Origin of the sequence: Palleniella muris, assembly GCF_004792655.1 — a bacterium.
Lineage (GTDB): Bacteria > Bacteroidota > Bacteroidia > Bacteroidales > Bacteroidaceae > Prevotella > Prevotella muris_A.
Window position 1 is genome coordinate 85,770 of sequence record NZ_SRZC01000012.1, and the last position, 22,069, is coordinate 107,838.

At 39.4% G+C, this 22,069-nt stretch carries 22 protein-coding genes; all 22 read right to left on the reverse strand.

The features are described from left to right. Positions 1-143: 143 nt before the first annotated feature. Positions 144-1,070 (reverse strand): acyltransferase family protein, encoded by a 927-nt coding sequence (locus E5358_RS08540; protein ID WP_135939785.1) that lies wholly within the window; start codon positions 1,068-1,070, stop codon positions 144-146. 42 nt (positions 1,071-1,112) lie between these two features. Then, positions 1,113-1,655, reverse strand: coding sequence for an LbetaH domain-containing protein (locus tag E5358_RS08545; RefSeq protein WP_135939807.1), 543 nt, complete (start codon positions 1,653-1,655; stop codon positions 1,113-1,115). A gap of 33 nt (positions 1,656-1,688) precedes the next feature. Continuing rightward, complete coding sequence (locus E5358_RS08550; RefSeq protein WP_135939786.1) at positions 1,689-2,786, reverse strand: glycosyltransferase; 1,098 nt, start codon at positions 2,784-2,786, stop codon at positions 1,689-1,691. 9 nt (positions 2,787-2,795) lie between these two features. Next, positions 2,796-3,857, reverse strand: a complete 1,062-nt coding sequence (locus E5358_RS08555) for a glycosyltransferase family 4 protein (protein WP_135939787.1) — start codon at positions 3,855-3,857, stop codon at positions 2,796-2,798. Positions 3,858-3,873: 16 nt separating this feature from the next. Then, the gene (locus E5358_RS08560) at positions 3,874-4,797 is read right to left on the reverse strand and encodes an acyltransferase family protein (protein WP_277821227.1); all 924 of its coding nucleotides are present in this window, start codon (positions 4,795-4,797) and stop codon (positions 3,874-3,876) included. A gap of 65 nt (positions 4,798-4,862) precedes the next feature. Beyond that, complete coding sequence (locus E5358_RS08565; RefSeq protein WP_135939789.1) at positions 4,863-5,843, reverse strand: acyltransferase family protein; 981 nt, start codon at positions 5,841-5,843, stop codon at positions 4,863-4,865. Continuing rightward, the gene (locus E5358_RS08570; RefSeq protein WP_135939790.1) at positions 5,828-6,664 is read right to left on the reverse strand and encodes a glycosyltransferase family 32 protein; all 837 of its coding nucleotides are present in this window, start codon (positions 6,662-6,664) and stop codon (positions 5,828-5,830) included. Before E5358_RS08570 ends, E5358_RS08565 begins: the two co-directional genes overlap by 16 nt. Beyond that, a complete protein-coding gene (locus tag E5358_RS08575) occupies positions 6,661-7,881 on the reverse strand; it encodes an O-antigen ligase family protein (RefSeq protein ID WP_135939791.1) in 1,221 nt (406 codons plus the stop codon). Before E5358_RS08575 ends, E5358_RS08570 begins: the two co-directional genes overlap by 4 nt. Before the next feature lie 9 nt (positions 7,882-7,890). Beyond that, positions 7,891-8,934: a glycosyltransferase family 2 protein gene (locus E5358_RS08580; RefSeq protein WP_277821228.1), complete on the reverse strand. Its 1,044-nt coding sequence runs from the start codon at positions 8,932-8,934 to the stop codon at positions 7,891-7,893. Continuing rightward, the gene (locus E5358_RS08585) at positions 8,931-10,019 is read right to left on the reverse strand and encodes a glycosyltransferase family 4 protein (RefSeq protein ID WP_135939792.1); all 1,089 of its coding nucleotides are present in this window, start codon (positions 10,017-10,019) and stop codon (positions 8,931-8,933) included. Before E5358_RS08585 ends, E5358_RS08580 begins: the two co-directional genes overlap by 4 nt. Further along, a complete protein-coding gene (locus tag E5358_RS08590; protein WP_135939793.1) occupies positions 10,016-10,747 on the reverse strand; it encodes an acyltransferase in 732 nt (243 codons plus the stop codon). The genes E5358_RS08585 and E5358_RS08590 overlap by 4 nt, the downstream gene beginning before the upstream one ends. Before the next feature lie 33 nt (positions 10,748-10,780). Further along, the gene (locus E5358_RS08595) at positions 10,781-11,518 is read right to left on the reverse strand and encodes an acyltransferase family protein (RefSeq protein WP_135939794.1); all 738 of its coding nucleotides are present in this window, start codon (positions 11,516-11,518) and stop codon (positions 10,781-10,783) included. Between the two features lie 284 nt (positions 11,519-11,802). Next, positions 11,803-12,489 carry a hypothetical protein gene (locus E5358_RS08600; protein ID WP_277821231.1) on the reverse strand — a complete coding sequence of 229 codons (687 nt, stop codon included), beginning with the start codon at positions 12,487-12,489 and terminating at the stop codon, positions 11,803-11,805. A 1-nt stretch (position 12,490) separates the two neighbouring features. Then, a complete protein-coding gene (locus tag E5358_RS08605) occupies positions 12,491-13,357 on the reverse strand; it encodes a phosphotransferase (RefSeq protein WP_135939796.1) in 867 nt (288 codons plus the stop codon). 10 nt (positions 13,358-13,367) lie between these two features. Further along, complete coding sequence (locus E5358_RS08610) at positions 13,368-13,919, reverse strand: HAD family hydrolase (protein ID WP_135939797.1); 552 nt, start codon at positions 13,917-13,919, stop codon at positions 13,368-13,370. Further along, positions 13,916-14,653 carry a glycosyltransferase family 2 protein gene (locus E5358_RS08615; protein ID WP_135939798.1) on the reverse strand — a complete coding sequence of 246 codons (738 nt, stop codon included), beginning with the start codon at positions 14,651-14,653 and terminating at the stop codon, positions 13,916-13,918. The genes E5358_RS08610 and E5358_RS08615 overlap by 4 nt, the downstream gene beginning before the upstream one ends. A gap of 3 nt (positions 14,654-14,656) precedes the next feature. After that, positions 14,657-15,616, reverse strand: a complete 960-nt coding sequence (locus tag E5358_RS08620) for an acyltransferase family protein (RefSeq protein WP_135939799.1) — start codon at positions 15,614-15,616, stop codon at positions 14,657-14,659. Positions 15,617-15,674: 58 nt separating this feature from the next. Then, on the reverse strand, positions 15,675-17,210 hold the full coding sequence (locus E5358_RS08625; RefSeq protein WP_135939800.1) for an oligosaccharide flippase family protein: 1,536 nt from the start codon (positions 17,208-17,210) through the stop codon (positions 15,675-15,677). Positions 17,211-17,384: 174 nt separating this feature from the next. Then, positions 17,385-18,131: a caspase family protein gene (locus E5358_RS08630; protein ID WP_135939801.1), complete on the reverse strand. Its 747-nt coding sequence runs from the start codon at positions 18,129-18,131 to the stop codon at positions 17,385-17,387. Further along, positions 18,128-18,865: a caspase family protein gene (locus tag E5358_RS08635; protein ID WP_135939802.1), complete on the reverse strand. Its 738-nt coding sequence runs from the start codon at positions 18,863-18,865 to the stop codon at positions 18,128-18,130. Before E5358_RS08635 ends, E5358_RS08630 begins: the two co-directional genes overlap by 4 nt. Continuing rightward, positions 18,865-19,665, reverse strand: coding sequence for a hypothetical protein (locus E5358_RS08640; RefSeq protein WP_135939803.1), 801 nt, complete (start codon positions 19,663-19,665; stop codon positions 18,865-18,867). The genes E5358_RS08635 and E5358_RS08640 overlap by 1 nt, the downstream gene beginning before the upstream one ends. A 138-nt stretch (positions 19,666-19,803) precedes the next feature. Then, positions 19,804-20,316 (reverse strand): hypothetical protein, encoded by a 513-nt coding sequence (locus E5358_RS08645; RefSeq protein ID WP_135939804.1) that lies wholly within the window; start codon positions 20,314-20,316, stop codon positions 19,804-19,806. Positions 20,317-22,069 lie beyond the last annotated feature (1,753 nt).

Below are 22,069 nucleotides of genomic sequence, written 5' to 3' on the forward strand. Positions count from 1 at the left end.
CAAAAAGAAAAATCAAAAATTCTTTCTCAGGCAGAAAAAAATGTATTTTTACATTAAGACAAAGTGAGTGACTGACATAGACTTTATGCGGAGGTTTGCTGCTCCTGCCCACTTGCAGGCCATACGTCTGCCGTAGCTCCGTATTACACCTGATAGATTCCCTTTATATGGACAGGTTCATTACTGAATATTTGAGAGAATACGTGAGAAGCGCATTTCAGAAAGTATGCAGCAACGAATATCAAGAGATAGACTATGATGATGTTCAAAGGGAATATACTGTTAAGTTTGTCTGTGAATATGGCATATTGTACCATGTACACCTCCAACGTAAGCACTGATATGAAACATATGACTGTGCCTATATATTTCCGCCCCAAGAGGCTGCCGACAACTGCCGTGTCACATAGCCGGAACAGCCAGTAAACGGCTGACAGCAATGGAAACAGTGACACTAACTGGAAGTTGCAATAGAAAGAATCAGTCTTGTATAGTCCCATACATGAATAATACAGGATAATACAGAGCAAGGCGTATGAGCCAGACTTCAAGACGGTGGTCGCTGCAGGCTTCCTTATGGCGGTCATCGCGCCGAGCATCATGAAGAGGAAATAGTAGACCCTCATGAACGGAACTGCCGCATACATTACGGAACTGCCGGTGTCCAACAGCCAAAAACTGGAAACGGCTATGACGATGAAGGCAAAGATGAAAGCAAGATTGAGTCTGTCGAACATGCATTTGCGGATAAGGTAGAATATGGCATAGTAGACCATGATGCATGGAATGAACCAATACTTCGGAGTAGTTATCAAATCCGTTATGCTCCAATCCCAGGCAAAGAGCAATGCCGAGAGCAATGCCCACATGATTATTGTGGGATATATCCTATTTATTCTGCGCTTATACCAGTTTATGAAACCGTCCTGCCGGCCAAGGAACAACGTGAAGCCGGAACAGAAGAAAAACAGTCCGTCTCCTATAGCGCCGCCAGTGACCAGACCTCCATACTTTGGGAACAGCATTCCCATGTGGGAATATGTAATGAGCAATGCCGCTATAAACTTCAAAACGATTACACCTCTGTTTTTACCCCCCCCACGATATTTTTCTTAACAATTCCCATCTTTCAGCACCCTTTTCTTTATAAACTTTGCTGGATTGCCGCCAACGACAGTCCATGGTTCAACATCCTTTATCACAACACTCCTTGCCGCGCATACGGCACCTTCGCCAACGGTAACACCCTGCCCGACGAAGGCTTCGGCACATACCCACGCCCTCTCCCGTATGTCTATCGGCGCATCGGTCTGGGCGTGATGCGGGTCACTGATGTCATGCCCGGCGGTGCAGAGGAATGCCCGCTGGCTCACGGTGGCATTGCGCCCGATACGTACAGGCGCGGCATTATAGCAGTCAACACCTTCCGCCAGACAGGCATAGTCGTCCATTGTCAAAAGCCAAGGCTGGAACACTGTCGCTGAGGAATAGACATTCGCCGTCGGAGCTATCCTTGCCCCGAAAGCCCTCAACAGGAAACGCTTCCACCCCATAGCCATGGACCGCGGGAAAGGACGGGCCAAACAAGTCCACACCACAGACCACACAAGCCGCCTCAGCTTGTTCCTCTTGGAATAAGGAGTCTTGAACTCCATAAGGTCTTTACTTCTATCTGTCATTGAATATATTTAGATTAAGCGTTTGTACATCTCAACAAACTGGCAGGAAACTGCCACTGTGGAATATTTATCCTCTATGAGCTTGCGACCATTGCGACCCATTGTCTCCAGTTCCTCTTCCGTACATTTCAGGAACTTACGCAGAGCATCGGCCGTTGCGTCCGTACCGATTTCCGTCCACCATCCGCAACGGCAAGTTTCCAGCTCCTGCCACGGAGTGCCAACAGTTGTCACGACAGGAGTGCCAGTAGCCAAAGCCTCTGCCACAACAATGCCGAAATTCTCGCTGTGGGTGGGCAACACGAACAAGTCTGCCTGCTTGAACAGCTCCCATTTACGGTCACCGTACACACCACCTTCAAAATGAACCAAGTCCGCCACGCCCAACTTTTCCGTCAGTGATTGCAGTTCTGCAATATAAGCCTCATCGCCCTCACCGGCAATGCGAATGGCATATCCTTGTAAATCTTCTTTCAGGCAGGCAACGGCCTCTATCAGGAAATTAATGCCTTTCTTCACATGAACGCGGCTGAGAAACAGTATCTCTTTCTTACGTTTCCACGAATTTTTCAGGACTATCTTGTCCACCTCTACACAGTTGGGGATGACCTCTATCGTTCTGTTCCATCCCAGCCTCAACAGATTATCTTTCTCACTGTCTGCCGTGGCATGAAGCAGATTGGCCATCTGTATACCTTTACGCTGAAACAGCATTGAGGCCGGCAGTTTTTTTGTCCAATAATGACGGCGCATAATCCACGGCTCAAGCATGCCGTGCGGTGTGTACACCACCTTGCACCCCGTCTCCCTTGCCCACATTGCGGTACGCGCCGACATCGGCAACCAGCAACTGTTTGTATGGAACACGTCCGGCTGTATGTCATGGAGCAGTTGAAGGAACTCCCGCTTCCCTGTGTTGGAAAAAGGATTGTTATTATGCGGAATGAAATGAACTGTACAGTTCTCCAGTTCCAGCGGATTCGCCTCACGATGGGTAACCACATGCAGCTCCACAAACTTCCCCAATTCAACAGTGAGCAACTGCATGTAGGCACCGACACCGCCAGACGTGCGGTCTATGCTCGGTATATAATGTAGTATTGTCATACTTAAATATTATACAAGTTGTTCTATGAAATATTGAGCAACAGCCTTCCCTGATATATGTGCCTTGCTCCATGTTATACGTTGTTCAACAGTATTCCGTATCCAATTCTTTTGACTAATACATTGTTCAATGACTGCCTGTAAACTAAAATTATCATCCAAGCCAAATACCAATCCTTGCTGCTTATCCTGCAAAAGATAGGCTGCCCCACAATGATTACTGCATATCACATACAGTCCTAAAGTAAGAGCCTCATTGACTACAGCTCCCCAGCCATCATGTTTGGAAGGCAGAATCAATACATCATATTGCTGCATATATTCCGGAATCTTCTCCATAGGCTGCATTCCATGCATCATAATTTTAGCTTTAGCAGAAGGGAGCATTTGTTCTATCACAGCTCGCTCCTCACCATCACCGACAATACCTATTTCGATATTCCCATATTTGATTAGTGTTTTCATTGCCCACGCCACATGCTTACGGTCACTCAAACTACCTACATAAAGTATCTTAAGTTTATCAGTAGCAGGAGCCGGCATAGTACGTGATTTCCATTTAGTACAGTACATAAACGGAGATACCTTCCATCGCTTATTCCATTTTTTATAATAAGAGACAAACGCATCGCCCATCACAAAAACATTATTGAAATATTTCACATAATGCCAGTCTTTCAATATAAACCGAAGTTTATGTTGCCATAAGGGATGACTATATAATAATGGAGGTTCTGTAATGATTCCCCGTTTAAAATCATATTTCAAGGAAAGTTTCATCCAGGGTACTATTTCAGGAAAAGCATTAATGCCTGAAAAGAAACAATATGTATCTTGCTCTTGAATTTCGTCAAACAAAGACTCAACTTGTTCTATGGCAGGAGCAATTACAAACTCGACTCGCTCAGATTTCATTAAGTCCTCAGCCTGCCACCCCATCTCTTTACGGTCATCGTAATCCACACGAGGTGAAATTACAACAACTCTATCTATGCCCTGCATTTGGGGAAGTTCCTCTATATAAGGCATTTGATGAGGGCTGACACAGTTCTGTAAGAAAATAAGATTCATACCAATAGAATTCTTTTCAGTTTTTAGAGGATTTCTTAAAGTAAATCAAAGAAAGTGCATGGTGCATACCATACGCAAAACAATAAGCCATAACAATCATTGCCAATGCAGATGTCGCATACTGACCTACAAAAGGTATGAACTGCCAATGAACCAGATATAGCTCATAACTCAGTGTACCACTCAATAGTAATAAGGGCGATATCACCCACTTGCGTGGAAGTTTCCAAAGCATAAATATTACTCCTATAGCAAGGGGCAGCTTAATTCCTAATTGAACAAATGAAAACAAAAGACATCCTTCATATACTCTGATTTCCGGAAGTTGCTTGATAAATAAACAAATAAGTCCAATTACAAAGCTTGCTATTCCAAACATCATAAACTTTTTCCCACTTAGAAAAAGTTCTTTCCGCTCAGACAACAAGATTCCAAAACAAAAACTAAGCGATTGCTCTTCCATAAGTCCACTATGTGTCAACAAGAAAGAATATAAGGCAAAACCACCTAAAAGCCACCATCTATATTTATATAGCCATCTATAAGCTATATAAAATACCATGTAGCACCTTAGTATATAATCCACATACCAATATTCACTCCTATCAATAGTCAATACTTGACGTACAAACTTTATCCATCCACAATCCTCACGCAATGCAAATATAATAACATAGGTACACAAGAAAGGAATCCATACACGAATCATTTTTTTCTTTATCCAGCCATCAAGCCCTTTTGCTTTATAAGACTCCGATAATCCATAGCCGGACAATAACAAGAAAATTGCGACTCCAATACCACCCAGTGGAGTAAGAATATTCGTACCTAAAGCTCCACCTACATGTTGTGACATAACGAAAAGAATAGCTACGCCACGATAGGCATTAGTTAATTGTAAATCAAAAATCCCCCCCCTGATTGCTACTGGAGTAGACAAAAATGTCATTCGTATACAAATTAATACAACAACAAGAAACAACAATGATTGCAGCATAAATATGATTAATATTTAAATTTCCCAACTACCCATGGTAAATACTTATTCACCCCCTCAATAATGATAACAAGAACTATAAACATTACTCCTATCCGAATTAATGCATCTACAGTTTTTGTTAGATGCCAATATTGAGTGAACACCTTCATACCATTATAAATAATCTGATGAAAAGCTACCACAATCAATGTATTTGTACCAATATAAGTTACGGTATTAACCAATCCGTCTTTTAGGTATCTCGATAATAACATAGAACAAGACACTATCGTAATAATGCCTGTACCTGCAGGCAGTATGTATAAATAACTTTTACAAATCGGAATCAGAATCAAAGAAGCTCCTATTGAAATCAGCATTATAAACAGAATAACAGAGAGCTTCAGAGAGTCTATATCCAACGAAATAATCTTTGTACGAAATAATTGTCCAATAGCATAATATAGTAGTGGCATACTTGGCAAAACCACACCTATAGCCTCATTTCTTGTATCACCTATGTATTCCGGTATTACCCCTCGCAGAACATCACAGAAAATGATAGCCATAACAACCACTAACAGTCTTACCGATTTCCTTTCGACAAATCTTTGCAACAGATAATACCATATCTCTGATACAAACAACGCACGAATAAAATACATCGCTAATACACCGGTAAACAACTCTGTCCAATGCGGCTGAACATTGGATAAATTTATCAACTTTGCCAAGCAAAAAAGAGTCGTATTCAATACCAAGAAAGGTAATACCAACGTTTGGAAGCGTCTGTTAAAATACTTGGAGAAAGTATCATACTTATCCGGATTAAACATCATTCCTGACAGCATATAAAAAAGAGGCATTACAAACGAAAGCATCCAGGAATTCAATTGTGTGGACAATGACGATACACCGGTATGGACTATCATAACCATTAATATACCAAGTCCTTTACATATATCCACCCACACTATACGCTTCGACACGCTTATTTCTTTAACCATGTGTATTTTTGAATCAAATCGAACAACCGTTGCATAAATGGCATCTTCTCCAATATATCATATATGCTTTTAACAACTTTGTTTTGTGCCAACGAAGCATATATTTTTTGAAATGTACTCATCTTCTTCCAACTATTCTTCACCATGTGTAACGCATATGTATTTGCGGTTTGTTTACTTGGATGAGTAAAATATTCATCTGGAAAAAGGTGCATATCTTCTTTTAATACCTGAAATTTATTAACATATCTGAAACCGTATTTCTCTGCTTCCAGTCCCATAATAACAGGAACTATTATCTTGTCATAATAGCTACCATCAGGCAATACAAAATGTTTATCTGTATAGTAATGCAGACAATCCTTTATAAAAGGATGCCCCTTTTCTGCAGCAAAAATGCTTGATTCTATGCAAATATCAATGATAATGTCATTCTTATTTTTCTTGCACCCATCAGCCGTAAGCATATCTTCCACATGGTTGATGCGTACATTGTCCTCATGATACTCCACTGCTGTAAAGAAACGATAATTCATAAAATCATCAAACCGCTTCAGAACTTTTATGTCAGTATCCATATAAATACCACCATAATGATACATTGCCCACATTCGTACATAATCAGCCACAAATGCAAATTTCTTAACTTCATAAGCTTCACGTACAAAAGGCAGAGAATTTGCTATATCAAACGTACTTTCGTCCCAACACTTGATCTCATAATCAGGGAACATATTTTTCCAACCATTAACATATTCTTGCAAATCAGCAGGAAGCGGATTAGCACCAAACCAGCAATAATGAATTATCTTAGGTATCATATTTTTGTAGATTTTAGAAATAATGGAACAAAAGAGTCAACAGAAATCCATTTCTTACGCAGTACATAAACAACCCCCTGCGTCAAAAAGAAATAAACAGTAAATTGACATCCAACAGTTGTTATATAACCTTCACCTATAGAATTAATACAGAAAAAAGAGAGTAATGCCCCTAATAGACAATGAACGAAACGACCGTCCTTGCAAGTCAGCAAATATTTCATATTTTGGATAGTAAGTACACAAAACGGGATGCCACCTATCAAGCCCAACTGCGAGAACAGCCCTCCCCATCCGGTAGTAGTCTCAACTATTCCTGTCATCAAAGAAAACGGTGTCGGATTTGAGACGGAAGCAAATCCGATACCGAAAATAGGACTTGAAATAAATTCTTTCCAACGTGTTGCCCAGTAAGCCTCACGCGAATGCATATCAAAAGAATCTGTGTTTCCTCCTTGTTTATCCAAAATACCAACAATATACTCTTCCCATAAAGGGAATGTCAGTACAGCAAGTATTGCTAATATAGCAAAAACAGCAAGCGTACTGCCTATTTTCCCTTGAAACTTAATGTAAACCATTACCAATGTCGAAATGATTATACTCACAATAGAATTACGCGATGATGACAGCAACAGACATAGCAGGAGACCTATCAATAATATATAAAATAAATAAATTAATATTTTGTCCAATGCCTTCTGATAAAGTAATAGTGAACCGAGATAAAGAATTGCCATACTACACAGCATTCCCAAGAAATTAGTGCCAATAGTTCCAGCAAACACACGATTGCCTTCTGATATTTCAAGCGCACCAGTTCTATACATATAATAGTTCAAGAAACCAACAGCAACCAATAGTAGGCATGTATATTGGAGTAACTTGAAACACATCACAGCCTTTTTAACATTAAACAATATAGGAGTAACAGCAAATATTAAAATCGAATAACCTGCCAACCTGTAAGGTGCCTTAAAAACCGGAAGAATTGTATTAAAAAGCACGCTAAATACACACGCTGTCAAAAATATTCCCCATACTGAACCTATATTGTTCTTTGTCCTTCCATTATAAAAAAAACATAAGAAAAACAACATCGGATAATATAGTAATATACCAATATTGCCTATCAATGATGCCACAAACATTGAAGCAATAATGAGCGCATAATAAAACGGAGGGTCTTTAAGCAAAGAAACAATAAACTTTTTCATAAATAACTATTATCGTCTAACCATTTTGCCTACTATACCTATCATAACATAGAAATAAGCGTCTAACCACCGCCAATGCGCACCATGCATAAATAGGATATATCCTATTCTTACTAATATATTTGAAAAGTGATTATTCTGTAATATATACTGGTAAACTGATAATGATTGAGATTGATAAAAAGCAATCCTTTCCGTTTTGCTCAATTCACCTATTCTATACATACTATTACGTACACGTGCAAACAACATAGATAATATTGAACCTACCGCTTGCAATTCCATCAATTCCATTCCAGCCTGCCTTGATAGTTCATGTATCAATTCTATATATCTATTCAAACAACAATTTTCAACCTTAAATGGAAACACACGTCCACTTGCACTTGTACTCCTCAAATAGTAGATATAATCCGATGATGATATGTATTTCGCCTTAGGACTTATTGCAAGATATTGCATTACAAATATCAAATCCTCTGAGAATTTTATTTCTTCAGGGAAGCGAAGCATTTTATTATATGTATTTGAGCGTATGTGGCTGGCACGATAACATTTACTCCATGCATAGCCGTGTGCCGTTATTTCATTATCCGAGAATATTTCCGGCAACGACAGAATACCATATTTTTTATAACCAAGTACAGTCTGTCTGCCATCCTCATGCACAAATTTGGCACCGGCGATAATGATATCCACATTATCTTCTATTGCATCTACAAAGTGTTGCACATAGGTTGGAGTCACTTCATCATCAGAATCTGCAAAACAGACCCAGTCTCCCTTCATGATTTCAAGTGCCTTGTTACGAGCACGAGAAACCCCTCCATTCTCTAAATGAATAACTCGTATTCTACTATCTTTGCGTGCATAATCATCACATATATTCCCGCTGCCATCCTTAGAACCATCATTCACTAAAAGCAGTTCTATATTAGAGTAAGTTTGTGTTAATAAACTATCTATACATTTCAGCAAATACCGCTCAGCATTGTAGACCGGCACAATAACACTCACTAAAGGCTGTACATTTATCCCTACCTTACCCATCATTCGTAGCAGTTCATTGCATTATACATTTTGTCAATAACTTTCTCCCAGCGGTAAGTCTCAGTTACATAATGCTGTCCTTGCTCACCCATGACTTTTAAGCGTTTTTTATCACTCAGTGCTTTTATTATGGTTTCTGCCAACTCCTTAGCATCTTCCTGTTCACATAAGAACCCCCATTGACCATAACCGGAAAATTCCGGTGTTGCAAAACGATTTAGCGCAACAAAAGGCACCTTATTGCAAAGAGCTTCCAAGTAAGTCATACCATTTGGTTCATTGCGCGACGGCATGACATAAAGTGTCGCCTGTTCAAACAGTTCTACAGTTTTACTGCGTGGAGTATCCACATAACAGTCAACTCCTTCTGTGCCCTGATATAGACTGTTTCCTACTATCGCCAAACGAGCGTCAGGATATTGCTTGCGCACCAATGGAAGTGCTTCTATGAGCAAATCAAGCCCTTTAACCTTGGCATTATGTTGGCGCAAAACAATAAGCAACAAGTTACTGTCATAATTCTTTATTCCTTCATAAGCCTTGAGGCTTACTCCAAAGCCTACGTTAATAACCTTCTTTTCTGCGAGACCAAATTTTTTAATCAACGACCGGCGTGTCCACTCATTTTGAGTAAACACCAAGTTTTGTCTGAGATAAGCCTCTCCGGCTTTTTTATGGTAATAATTAAGATAATAATTGAAAAGAGGCTTGTTACGATTGATATCTGTCTTCATCACCTCCTCAAAATCGGCATCTACATACGTGCAGTATTTCTTATTTGCCGGAAACTCATCGGTAATGGTCTTCGCAATAATCCATTCAGACTCCATCCTCTTGACCACTCTCAGCGTTTCATTCTTGAAAAGCGGATACATCTGCTGTTCAAAAGGATTTCCATCTTTCGTATAGAAGCAGCGACTATATAATGTCAATAATTTCTGATACCATGTTGGTATGTGTGGAAATACTGACGCCCACTCTACCTTCTCAATGTCAGGATGCTGGGAAAAATACTTGTCAAAAGCATCCCATGTACCGCTCCATAGCCCCTTGCGCTCACGCCCGCAATATGTTATTCCTATGTTCATGGATTTTCTCTGTATTCGCGTTCGTTCAGTTCTATGCAAAGAGGTTCTTCCAATGTTTCGAAGATTCGTTCAAATCCTTCTGCCACAACTTTTGCTGGACTTCCAGCAAGAGTAAGGTGTGTCTTGCCGTCTTTGATATAATTCTTATTCGTAAGGCTTCCTGCCGCTACAACTGTATAATCAGGAAGTTGAGAACCTTTATTTATCGTAACCCTATTACCTACCCAACAATTATTTCCAATCACAATGTTTTTATTGATAAACGGAATATCGCCTGTAGACGTATTGCGCATATAATGGAAATTGGAATCAAACATTTGCCCTTCCCAACTTATACGTACATGGTTGCCTATCTTTGCTCCTTTTTTTAGAATAATCCTATATTTTGGCGCTATCAACACATCAGTACCAGTCTCAAGAACAGCATGTTCGTTTATTTCAACCGTAGAACCTGTTCCAAGGTTAAATAAATTTCCATTAAATTTCCATAGTCCCCTAATTGTTATTGTCATTTTCGAATATGGGAAAATAGCATTCTCACATTGTCCAAACTGGAAACATCCACGATGAATATTATCAGGTATTTCTATCTTTCCTGACAAATCCGGAAATCTTACAGATCCATAAAAATCAAATGGGAACTTAATAGCCTGCCTGAATGGCAGCATCTTGAAATTGAAATAAAATATCGCCCACCAGTTACGGCGGAACAAGTTTGAAATCTGCATAATATTATTTAATTATCATTCTAAAAACTTTTTTTATCTGAACATCTGTTTCGTGAGCCGCTTACTTGCTACCGAGAATAAAATATCCATACACAACACCCCTATAAATATCAGCCACGGATTCCAAGTTTTCGGAATCAGTGCGAAACCAATACACTGACACAGATATAATTCATAACTGATATTACTGAAAAATCGCACTATCCAAGGACACTTTTCCGGTAAAGCGACAAAAGCATAAGCGACAAAGAACCCTATCGTCCATAACCCATAAAGCAACTCGGTTGTTCCAGGCAAATACAGTATACAACTAATCATAATAACCAAAAGCAGTATCGGCATAAACATAAGAAAATGATTGCGGGAAATACCCGATTCATAATTTCTATAACCAACCCCTACTCCAAAAGCCAATATTGTTGCATAATGCCAAGGCAAGAAATGAAGAATATGACACAATACAATAGCAAGAAACAGCAATACCGACAGCACCGCAAAGAAATTATCTTTAACCCAGAAAAATTTCATAGCAAATATTGCCATAGCATAGAACAGCACATAAAGAAAGAGTAATGTAACCAAAAACCAACAAAAAGGAAGCGGAAAATGGTCATTACGTTTTAAACTATCAACAAATATATCCAGCACATTGTACCCCTGTAGTCCAAGAACTATATAATAAACAACGACAGGCACAAGTGTCGGAATCAAAATAGCCCGGACTCTCAGAACTAATTCCTTAACCCAATATAGGGGGGGGGGAGAATCAATGACATTTCAGCTATGTATTTGCATTCCAGGCCATATCCCGACATAAAGAAGAAGGCACAGACCACATAAGCACCTATCAATTCCAAATCATAATCGATTGCTGACGGCATTAAATCATGCTTTTGTGCCACATGATGCGCCACTATGCACAGTGGCAGTAAAGCACGTAAAAATATGCCACGTGTTTTCGTAAAATCAAACCGTTTAGCTTGTGGCTCGCGGATTATCCGGAAGACACTCAACAGCACCACCGACAAAGTTAAGATTATCATTTCTCCGTCGAATTAGTAATTTCTCTGAAAATCATCCCTTGTCCCCCAGTCCTGATATCCTTTCACCATGTGCGGGCGGAAATGAGCCTGTTGCAGCAGCAACGAGAATACAATGTGCGAAAGATGGAGTTGCGGCAACGCTGACAGTTTCTCGTATTCCTGTACAAATTCACACACATCTTCAAATCCATAGCCTCCGGCACAAAAGAAACGGCTCACTATCTTCTTCTCTATGATATTAGTGACATAATACATATCGTCAATTACTACATAGCTTTTGTTTTGTGGGTTAACCATCTGCATACTGTCTAATGGATAAGTATAGATGGTATTCTCGCAAAGTACATCGGCAGTGAAATAGCTGTCAGCATCCTTGAAAAGTACCGCTCCTGTAATTCCGTTGTCCACAATTGTGCGGTAAAGAGTCTCCGGTTGAGAGGCTGTAGGCTGTTCCAATTCATAAACATACGCCTTATCAGCAATGCCAAAGCGTTCAAACTGGATACGCATCATCTCTGCTAAGCGATATTGTATGGAATGCTTCTTCAAGATTGTGAAATAGACAGCATCAAATACACTCAAATCCAATCCCGTCACTGCTTTCACGCAGTACATCAAACCATTGCCGTCAAGACCGAAGAGATAAGGCATCTCCTGTCCTTCTTTCGTATCAGCAGCTATTGGTACTATCAAAGTCATTTTACTCATGATTCAAAATACTTTGTATGGTATTCTTCAGATAGTTCACTACTTTTTCCTCCTTAGCATATTGCAGGATGCGAAGGAAATTCATCAACTGGAATGCATTATAATAGTTCTTATACCAATCATATTGCATAAAACAAGCATCTAATTGACTATCAATGGAGTCGGCTACTATATGGAAGCGTGTTTCGTCAAAATTGCCATCATACATCAGTGTACTCCAACGGTAACAAGTATCCTGCCGCAATTTCACCATATCCAGCAATGGGGACTCAATGAATGAATCAAGGAAATCAATCAAATAATAGTTGTTGCCGTTAAAAAGGATATTCGAGAAAGTCAAATCCCCATGGCAACGTCCCACCGGAATCTGTAACGTTTCCGGCAATGTCTCAAAACAACGGGAGGAAGCCTCTATCAGCTGCTTGATTTCATCATCCATATCAAAAAACGTATTGGACTTGACCTTGCACACAACATCGTCAAATTTATCCATTACAATCTGTTTGGACAGGTTTGTCATGGCAGACTGTTCAATTTCGCGTTGCAGGAAAAGACGGATAGCCTTCACAAAATAGTTGACTTGCTCAAATCCTGCAGCTTCAAAATGGTCAACAAAATTATGGGAGTAGACATACTCCATTTTCATCACCATGTGACTGTCATCTTTTTCTATCTCATCAATTTGTGGAATACGGACAAACTGATACTCCTCTTTTGCAGCATTTTGCTGTTTCAACGCCTGTCGGTAAAGACGTTCCACATATTTGGAATCTTGCGTACCTTTTAGAATATAAAGTTCTTTGCCCTGACGGAATATTTCGATAGAACATCCACTATGCCCCTTCACTTCTATTTCCATAAAATATTTCTTATAATATTATCCGCATAAAATATGCCCCACTCTGCTCTGCAGCCTCAATGCCTACTGCAGAATCTTCAAAAATCATGGTTTCATCCGGAGATACGCCCAAGCGTGCCATTGCTTTCAGATAGATTTCAGGATCAGGTTTGCCGTTCTTCACATCCGCACCAGATAAAATACAATCAAACTCATCTGTCAGACCAAGAAACTTCAATACATTCATCAGATTCTCCGTTCTTGCCGTTGATGCTATAGCACACAATCCACCCATTCCCCGGAATGTTTTTATCAATATCAACAAAGGTTTATTCACAGTTAACCGGCTGAAGTACTTAGGATAAAATTGCTTCTTATATTCACGTATCCTATTGGACATCTGAATATCATCTATATTCATAGCTTCCATAAACCGTTCAAAGCGGAGGCCGAAGCATGCTTCGTACTCTGCTTTCGTCAGATTTATTTTTTCTTTTTGGAACGCTTCCTGATAAGCGCAGAAATTAGCTTCAAACGTATCCACCAGAGTTCCATCAAAGTCCGTTACAATTGCACGTATCATGATTGCATATATCGTTTTAATTCTTCCGGAGTCCCATAACTGTAATATTCTTCCATTTCTGCAAGACCGACCGTCTCTCCATCCGCAAGCAAATAGTTAAACAAGAGGGATACATAGTATTCTGATTTTGTAAATACCGGTTCATTCAGTAATCTGTGCGCGGCCTTTAGGAATCCTTGGGCAGAAGAAAAAAAGTAAGCCCCACAAAGTGCATGATTGCTGATAACTTCTTTTTCTGCCGTACGGACAACATTCCCGTCTGCATTAATTTCTGCGTAACTATACTTTGGCATATCCGAATTAAAACTTACCAGCATTCCACCAGTCACCCGTTCCACCGGTGTACTTAAGATTTCCTGAAGTCTTTGTATATAAGCTTTGCTACGAAATTCCAAATCGCAATCCATAACCACTATGCTGTCTTCCATACTTATTGCCGACTCTGCCAGCAAACACGTTTCCACAGCACCACGGGTTGTCTTCTCTACTGAAAAAACATTCGCATCAGGCAATATCTCACGAATTTGGTCATCAATATGATATCTATCTATATGTTCCTTACGGACTATAAACGAGTATTTCATCGGAGCACTTTCTACACTGACACTGCTTATAGCACGCTTGAACAAAGGTATCCCATTTAATTGAATCAACGGCTTGGGAGTAGTCCAGCCTTCTTTCAAGAAACGGCTGCCCTCACCAGCCATGGGCATAATAATATGTAATGGACGCATAAATTATTTTTTGAAAATACAAACAAAACGATTTTTCATTGTCATATATAATTCTGAACATATCAATGATATTACAAACACCAATATCGGCTGCATGTAATCATTCAACAGGCTGAAGTCTGGAACAAACTTTGCAATATTATTCATAATATCTATAATAATCCAATGTACTATATAAATATGCAAAGAGTTTCTAAGTCCTATCTTTGAAAATATATTATCCGTTATATTCATCTGAAGTAATGCCATAAACATTATAATGGCCAAACAAACAGTAGACCAAGAATAAGAGAATGTATATACCCCTACGAATATGTTGTAAAGACAAATTACCCCCCCCGAAAAATATAGATAACATTTACCCTTTTCAAAAATACAATTCTTATTTTTGTTAATCAAAATTCCTATAAGGAAGAATGGCATAGCAACACAAAACACACGTTTTATTCCATACAATAATCCATAATGCCCTTCCCGTGCTAAAAGAATTTCCGAAATCATTAATAGTAACACTATCCAAACAGGAATACCACTAATTGTTAACTTGAATCTATTGAGCAATAATAAAATTATCAATAATACGAAATAAGAATGCAGATACCATAAATGAGCACCAAAGGGATTATCACAGGACAGAAAATTAAAGAAATCAAACTGCCAAAAATCTAAATTGCAAATAGAACAGATAAAATATCTCCAGAACATATAAAGAGTAGTACTTTGTATCAATAAAAGTAATACGCTTCTCAGCATTTTCTCAATTTTGGTTTTCTCTCTTAAAATATCAGGCGTATAAAACAAGAATCCTGAAATCAAGAAAAATACAGGAACCGCAATATCAATAATCTCTCTTACACTATCTTTATATGGAAATTTGCAATGTATGCAAATCACAAAAAAAGACATTATGCAACGTAGCAAATCTATATTACCCTTACGGGGTTGGCACGTTTTTTTGTTCATACTTCCTGACTTTACTGTTTAATTGCCACCAAATTATGATGAAGTAAATTGTTTTTTTTCACTTAACAAATATTTTATTCATTTTTTTCGATACCAGTTCCCTTACCAACCGAGTTTCTTGAGCCGTCAATCCCACGAAATAAATGGACATAAAAGATACTATAACAGAACACAAACCAAGTACAAATAGCCGGTTCCACCCCTCGTTCATCTGTGTGTAAAGAAGCAGAGGTATTACAAAAGAAAAAATACTCACAATGATAATACGACAGACAACTTCCTTAATAAAAGTACCAAAATTTAACGCTACCATTTTTTGTAGCATAAAGGCACTCGCCAATACTGCCAAAAACATAGCTATCAGCAGAATTATATTGGCCCACTCTGCCGATGCCCCTAATTTAAAGGCAATATAAAGAAGCGGAGCCACCATTATCAAAATTCCATTAACCACCAATTGATATTTTTTTAAATGTCCATTCGCAATAGCAGCGGTTACCAATGGATTTCTAACTGCAGTCAGCATCGCAATAAATATACCCCACCTCATAAAAGCAACAGAGTGATCAGGTACATTTCCCAACCATATTCTCAACAAAAAATTTGCTTCAAAAAACAAAGGAACAGCTATAACAAGCATTAAGAAATACGAGAATTTAGCACTTCTGTATATCAATTTATGCATTTCACCATATTGCTTTGATGCATAATTTTTCGTTATTTGAGGATTTATTGCAGTTTGAAAACTACTACTAAATTGATTTATAATATTTGTGGCTTGATTAGCTATACTATAAGCGGCATTCAGTGCTGGACCAAAAAACATATTTATCAACAATACTATTCCTTGCGTATAACCTATCAAAGAAATATGCCCTACCATTGTCCAAGATGTTAAATTCCACATTTCCTTATACATTTGTTTATCCCAACCAAAAATAAATCTTGCTTCAGGTATTTTCTTTTGGCAATATATATGCAACCAAAAGAAATTTATCATGCTTGCCAGAAATAAAAGAATGGCATACACTAACAATTTATCAAATAATGTAATACTCAACATAAAACATATTATCAATTTTGCAAAGACCTCAACAATGGAAAATGATGCAAAAACTCCCATCTTCTCATGAGCAATAATACTTCCTAAAAATGGTACATTAATAATATTTAGTAAAAGAGTGAATACTGATATTTGAAACACCCAAAATGCAGTTTCAATTCGTTCTACAGGTATTACAGCATGAGTATATAGATACCATAATCCTATTGATTCCATTAATATAAAGACTATTAGACCTATTATACATTGTGCCGTTAAACCAACAGCAAATACTTTTCTTAAATATTGAGAATCATTTACTCCTATAGCCATTGTTATCCACCGTTGTGTTGTTCCTGCCATTGCACTATTAAGCATTGATAACACGCCGACAATACCTCCAACAACATTATATATACCATAATCAACAATCCCTAATGTATTAAGGACGACTCGGCTTGTATAAAAGCCAACAACCATTGTTAAAAACATTCTCATATATAAAATGAGAGTATTTTTTGCCAATCTTTTATTATCAGAAGATACGTTCATAACCGTAAAAAATATATTTTCCCCCCCCAATACAAAAGGGAAAAAACCAAATTATACTATCAGTCGTACTAATAAATGGATTAAATTCCTGATGAGATTAGGTCTATGAGATACAAATATCCGCCTTTAAGCGATATCACCATAAAGCAAAACTATTCAAAAAATATCCATATTTCAAAACACTACAAACGGAAATATACTCTGAGAATCTCCGCCTCTTTGCGGATGCTGTGAGTAACGATTACGGGAGACTGCCTGCTCGGCACGGTCATGGACGTATGCAAAAGAGCGGATAATAAACGATGTGTCGTTAAGCTCGGCACTGGCGACTCTCCCGGCTGTCTCATACAGGGATGTAAGATACAGCCCACCAGAGGATGTATCTTGTGATGATTCATCACGACTGCAGGAAAGCCCATACTGGAAAGCGTCTGGCTGAAGTGCTGACAAAGCATTATCATATTGCCTACGGTAATATTCCCTTGGTTGAACGGCACCTCCATGGGAGAACATGCGTATTTGAGATTTAGCTTCAAATATTCTCTCTTTGTATATTACCCTGCAACAGTCGCCGATGATAAGAAGAGGCACAGGAGAAATGACGGAGCGTATGTCACCTATCGATATAGAGGCAAGATTATTGAGTTCAAACTTAATAATGCCGTCCGGAGTTTCATAACCGTGTCCTGTAAAAATGACAAGAACATAATCAGCCGTTTTCCGTGCATCATACAATGCCGTCTTTACAACGGATAGAAGAGGACGGTTGGGCAAACGAACAATTTCTGATGTCTCCCAAGCCCCACCTTCATTGGAAGTGAAGAAACTGACGGTATTTTCAATATCTTTGGCAACCCCATTGAGATGGTTGCCCGTTCCGCCATCATTCGGTATTATTAAAAGTCTGCGCTTTATATTCATGGCTGTACTACGAAAGGAAACTGATACCGTGAACGTGTGCCTCTGTATTCCGGATTCTGGTCTGTAGAGGCAAGTACCCGTTCTGCAAGAGAATGGATATAAGAAAAGCTTGCCATATTGTCCCTGCTGTCAGCCAATTGACGGGCTACGGTTTCTGCACACTCAATAAGTGTCTGGCTGTACAATCCTCCACGGGATGATTCATCGACAACTTCGTTATCGGCACAAGCAAAGCCCACAGTAAATGTATTTGCATTCAGAACCTTGATATAAGAATCATACAGCGCACGGTAAACTTCCCGTGAAGACTGTATACCACCTCCCTTCGAGAACATTCTTACTTCTGTGCTTTCACTGATTGGCTCCAGCCAGCGTTCCCTGCAACTGTCGGCTATCACCAAAGCAGGTATGCCACGCATCATATCCTCTATCTCATGCAAATAGATATTATTACCATCGGAAAAACAATAAAACGGTTGTCCGTATTTATCCGAACCTCCATGGAGACACAGCACTATCGCTACAGACGAGATGTGCCTAATATGCAATACACGTACGATGTCAGAAAATTGCTGCCGCGTAAGATTAATATGGGATTCTATTTCATCATCATTGTATGCTCCGCCATGGTTTGATCGAAAGAATCCGGCAAATGCCTTAAAATCACTTTTCATTCCGAGTAATGGAGCCTGACCGCCACCACTGTATCCTATTAATAAAACCTTCCTGTTCACTATTCCTTCTTCTGCACCTGTTCTGTTATTGATGGTATAAACCTCTCGCTAAAGCCCGCACAAAAGGCGACAAGAGCCACCGTGCATGACGTATTATTCTCGTAAAGAGTCTTCAGTATCATTCCTGTTTCAAGGGCTTTCATTGCTACAAAACCTGAAATCATGCCAACAACAATACGGCATGTGGTTTCCAGAACAAGCAGGCTACGCGGACTTTCTCCTGTCATTTCCACTTTCCCGTAACGTGTCCATATAGATACGAATGCTCCCAAAGAAGCACAGAACAATGTCTTGCACAGGAGAAAGTGGTCGGGAAGGAAGTCCGTGAGCATCATGGCTACAAGAGTCCCAAACAACATCATCACAAAGACAGAACCGCTTAACAGACAGGTCATACGGGCAGCTTCCATATTCCGCTCCCGACGGAAGTCATCGGCTTTCCTGATTATATCATCTATGCCTTCAAAACACTTACAGCAACACTGTGACACACCTTGCCCGAGAAGTATTTTATACGCTCTGACGGTATTAAAACGAAGTAGAGGGCATGGCATTTTCTCCGCAACATTTAACTTGGAGATATTACAAATAAAAGCTTTTTTGTCCTCCTGATTCCACTCTTTGTCCCAGCCTCCCTGAATTTTCCAGTCTATATCATTCTCATGATCTATGAAAACAATATAACCGGCAGTGGAACTGGCCTCTTCCTCTTCAACCGTTTCATATTTTACCAAATAGTCACAATCTGCGTCTTTCCCGAAAATACGTTTTACCTCTTCTTCCTCAGCGCTATATTCCAAATGACCCTTTATCAAGAAACAAAGAGAGTTCTTGAGTCTGTATATACATTTATGGAAAGCAGTCATTACAGTCTACTATAAACTAATAATACAACTTCGCTCTGTCGTAGTAGCAATAATTTCTTTAACAGGTACAGATTACTCCTTCACCTCCTCAAAATCCTCCTTATGAAGCCCGCGGATGGCGACGGCATAGCCGGCAAACTCCATGACAAGCTGGCGGTCACGGTCAATACGGACAATATATCCCTCCTGTCCTTTGAACAATCCTGACAACACACGCAAACGGACATGATTCTTTGCAAATTTCAGAAAAGGCTCACGAAGGAAAGTGACATTCTCAGGCTTAGCCTGTATGACAGCCATAAAAGGTTTCATAACACTGTCCGCTATGGAAGCAGGTCTCCCTGTACTGCAATCATTGACCAAATGGTACTGTGGAAAGTTCTCCTTCAAGAAAAGTTGCAGTTCCTTGGTTCTACCCTGAAGAAACACCAAACCGCTAATTGTCTGGCACAACTCCTTCTTAGCACCATTTCCTGTTTTTTTCACCTTATAACGGTAAGAGCGATGAACAAAACAAGTATGCTGAGAATCATTGTGACTGGCATTATATTCCATAACCTTCTCCTCAAATGCCTTTACTGCCATATTATGGATATAAATATATCCCCATGGCTGCAATTTACCAAATGCAGAGTCAAGAGATTGAGGTTCACATTCTGACACAAACTTTATTCCCAAGGTCGACTTACAATCAACCTTGGAAACATGAACTTCATTAGGAAAACACTTGTTTTCCTTGATTATAGAAAGGGATTTAGAGCTATCCAGCGTCACTTTCCTCTGTCTATGCTATGTTATTGGCATCTACCACAAATAAGTGGCAAATACACTCTCTAAATAATTTTTGTGCTCTCATATTAATCTTAATATAAAAATCTCAGAAAGCATTATGCTTTTTCACTAAAAAACTAATACTAATTACCGGAATAATCTCTCACATTATAATCCAGCAATGAAATCTTTCTACAAAATTAATATTTTATTTTGGATTTTCAACCCATATTTCGTAATTTCTGCAATTAAAAACAACTTTTTTAGCAATAATCAACCAAATACATGATTTTTTGTTCTCTTAATTTCTAGTTTTTATGTTTTTTTCCATCCATTTTCCTTAACAAAATTCTTCCGCACAAGCATGGAAAGTACAGGTTTCCCTTCATCAGACTCAACACAAGTGGTTCTTACATCAAATACACAGAGCAGCATAGAACATATAACATGTCATCAGGAGACATATAGAAATGCCAATATAAAGTAATCAGGAGTGAATATAAATGATTCCACAAGTTCGTTTTGAACGGTACTGTATGCATTACTAAATACCATCAAAACAACACTGGCATAAATACTATCATGCAGTCTTGACTCCGCCTACAATTACTCACCACACAACAATATCCAATTACAGCACCTGTCACACAGAACATATAAAATAATATTGGCGTCCGGTAAACGTGTTTAACTGGCTATTCTGAGTGTTTTTATACATTGACAATCCCCCTGTTTCAGTGATTGCGTAGGCTGTCCGGTAAAAATGTTCTCCTTTCGTGTGGTATTTATTTACAAGGATGCCATATTTGCACAATTTAGGCTCTTCTAATGGAGTTTTATCTTCACCATACACTTTCAAGACATCGGCTGTACGAGGAAAATAAAAATCAAATAAGGCTTGAAAGTTTTACCGGACACCAATAATAAAATAAGAACACCATCATACCCCCACTCACTAAAACGAGGAAAAGTGCGTACAGCAACAGAGAAAAGAGATGCAACGCCCTTCATGTCATCTACTCTATAGGCAGTACAACTTGAAAAATACTCCATCAACGCCTGTCGGCATCCACAAGCCAATCCGGAAGGACGACACCAAACATATGGCATTGGCATCGGCTTAACAGCCACCAGGCAGAGGCAGACAGCAGGCCATGTCAGGCGATATGTTGGCAGTGGACAACGACATACAAAAATAACGAAGCTGTGAAGAAGACATGCAGGCAGAAGGCCCATATGCGGCAGACAGTAGCGATGCCGGCATTGATGTCCAGCCCCAATTACCGGTTACACGGAACATGCCCGACCGTAAAGACCGCATTTATAAAGATTCCCTGCCAAGGCACTCCAGCCATACAAATGCCGCACAGCACCAGCGGACAGGCCGTGTCCGTGGGGGACGGCAGGACTGGAGGGGATGCAGACTGGCAACAAGACACCGACAGGAAAGGGCTGTTACGGAAGGGGCAACAGGAAAAACGACCCCCAGGACATACATCCTGAGGGTCGTTGAAAGAAGGCGGCCTCCTACTCTCCCGCATTGCAGTGCAGTACCATCGGCGCAGGC

Coding starts and splice junctions, on each gene's coding strand:
- E5358_RS08555 (WP_135939787.1), bottom strand. CDS start 3,857: ATGAATCTTATTTTCTTACAGAACTGTGTCAGCCCTCATCAAATGCCT.
- E5358_RS08585 (WP_135939792.1), bottom strand. CDS start 10,019: ATGAACATAGGAATAACATATTGCGGGCGTGAGCGCAAGGGGCTATGG.
- E5358_RS08630 (WP_135939801.1), bottom strand. CDS start 18,131: ATGAATATAAAGCGCAGACTTTTAATAATACCGAATGATGGCGGAACG.
- E5358_RS08600 (WP_277821231.1), bottom strand. CDS start 12,489: ATGACTTTGATAGTACCAATAGCTGCTGATACGAAAGAAGGACAGGAG.
- E5358_RS08570 (WP_135939790.1), bottom strand. CDS start 6,664: ATGATACCTAAGATAATTCATTATTGCTGGTTTGGTGCTAATCCGCTT.
- E5358_RS08645 (WP_135939804.1), bottom strand. CDS start 20,316: ATGGCAGTAAAGGCATTTGAGGAGAAGGTTATGGAATATAATGCCAGT.
- E5358_RS08565 (WP_135939789.1), bottom strand. CDS start 5,843: ATGGTTAAAGAAATAAGCGTGTCGAAGCGTATAGTGTGGGTGGATATA.
- E5358_RS08575 (WP_135939791.1), bottom strand. CDS start 7,881: ATGAAAAAGTTTATTGTTTCTTTGCTTAAAGACCCTCCGTTTTATTAT.
- E5358_RS08625 (WP_135939800.1), bottom strand. CDS start 17,210: ATGAACGTATCTTCTGATAATAAAAGATTGGCAAAAAATACTCTCATT.
- E5358_RS08615 (WP_135939798.1), bottom strand. CDS start 14,653: ATGCGTCCATTACATATTATTATGCCCATGGCTGGTGAGGGCAGCCGT.
- E5358_RS08550 (WP_135939786.1), bottom strand. CDS start 2,786: ATGACAATACTACATTATATACCGAGCATAGACCGCACGTCTGGCGGT.
- E5358_RS08545 (WP_135939807.1), bottom strand. CDS start 1,655: ATGGAGTTCAAGACTCCTTATTCCAAGAGGAACAAGCTGAGGCGGCTT.
- E5358_RS08605 (WP_135939796.1), bottom strand. CDS start 13,357: ATGGAAATAGAAGTGAAGGGGCATAGTGGATGTTCTATCGAAATATTC.
- E5358_RS08580 (WP_277821228.1), bottom strand. CDS start 8,934: ATGATGGGTAAGGTAGGGATAAATGTACAGCCTTTAGTGAGTGTTATT.
- E5358_RS08620 (WP_135939799.1), bottom strand. CDS start 15,616: ATGAACAAAAAAACGTGCCAACCCCGTAAGGGTAATATAGATTTGCTA.
- E5358_RS08590 (WP_135939793.1), bottom strand. CDS start 10,747: ATGCAGATTTCAAACTTGTTCCGCCGTAACTGGTGGGCGATATTTTAT.
- E5358_RS08610 (WP_135939797.1), bottom strand. CDS start 13,919: ATGATACGTGCAATTGTAACGGACTTTGATGGAACTCTGGTGGATACG.